1 protein-coding gene is annotated in these 617 nt (G+C 43.1%); it reads left to right on the top strand.

Annotation, left to right across the window (positions count from 1 at the left end):
* Positions 1–213: 213 nt before the first annotated feature.
* Positions 214–477: a hypothetical protein gene (locus FW758_RS24725; RefSeq protein ID WP_259515414.1), complete on the top strand. Its 264-nt coding sequence runs from the start codon at positions 214–216 to the stop codon at positions 475–477.
* Positions 478–617: the final 140 nt, after the last annotated feature.

The raw sequence follows: 617 nt of genomic DNA, 5'->3' as shown, positions 1-617 counted from the left end.
CGCAGTGGATTACCCACCTTGGCCTTCATCGCTTTTACCATCAATTCCATACTCATAAGTCACCCCCAAACGGAGCAATCCACTGCGCAAAATTGACGAAATCATTATATGTACATAACATGTAATAGCCTCACTTAGGTATTAAGCCCGCGCCTGTCGCCAAACTTTTGCGGGCTTTCTTATTTCAATTTCAACTTTAAACAGGATGTTTAAATGCCCAAACAGAAACATGGAACCGTTATTGGCATAAGCCAAAGCCGTGGCCGTATTGCTGTAGAACTTGATACAGGCAATATCAGCGTCATGGATATTTACAATCCCAAAAGCTTTGAAATAGGCCACATCATCTTCGGACCGTTTGATGCACTCGGTGGTTATTTCGTCTTCAACAAAACAGCTCAAGCAGAATATTTTGTTTACGTAGAAGCAACCTGCTGCGATCTTGAAACAGCTCAGCAGCACCTCGTTCTCAAATAAAACATCAAGGCAAATCCCTCACCACCGACAAAGGTCAAAGTTTGACCGCAACGCATGATTTCAATAACATGTAATCGCCTCACTTAGGTATTAAGCCCGCGCCTGTCGCCAAACTTTAGCGGGCTTTCTTATTTCAACTT

The sequence above is a fragment of the Shewanella sp. 1180_01 genome, assembly GCF_052850535.1.
This window is presented reverse-complemented; position numbering and strand designations above follow the sequence as displayed.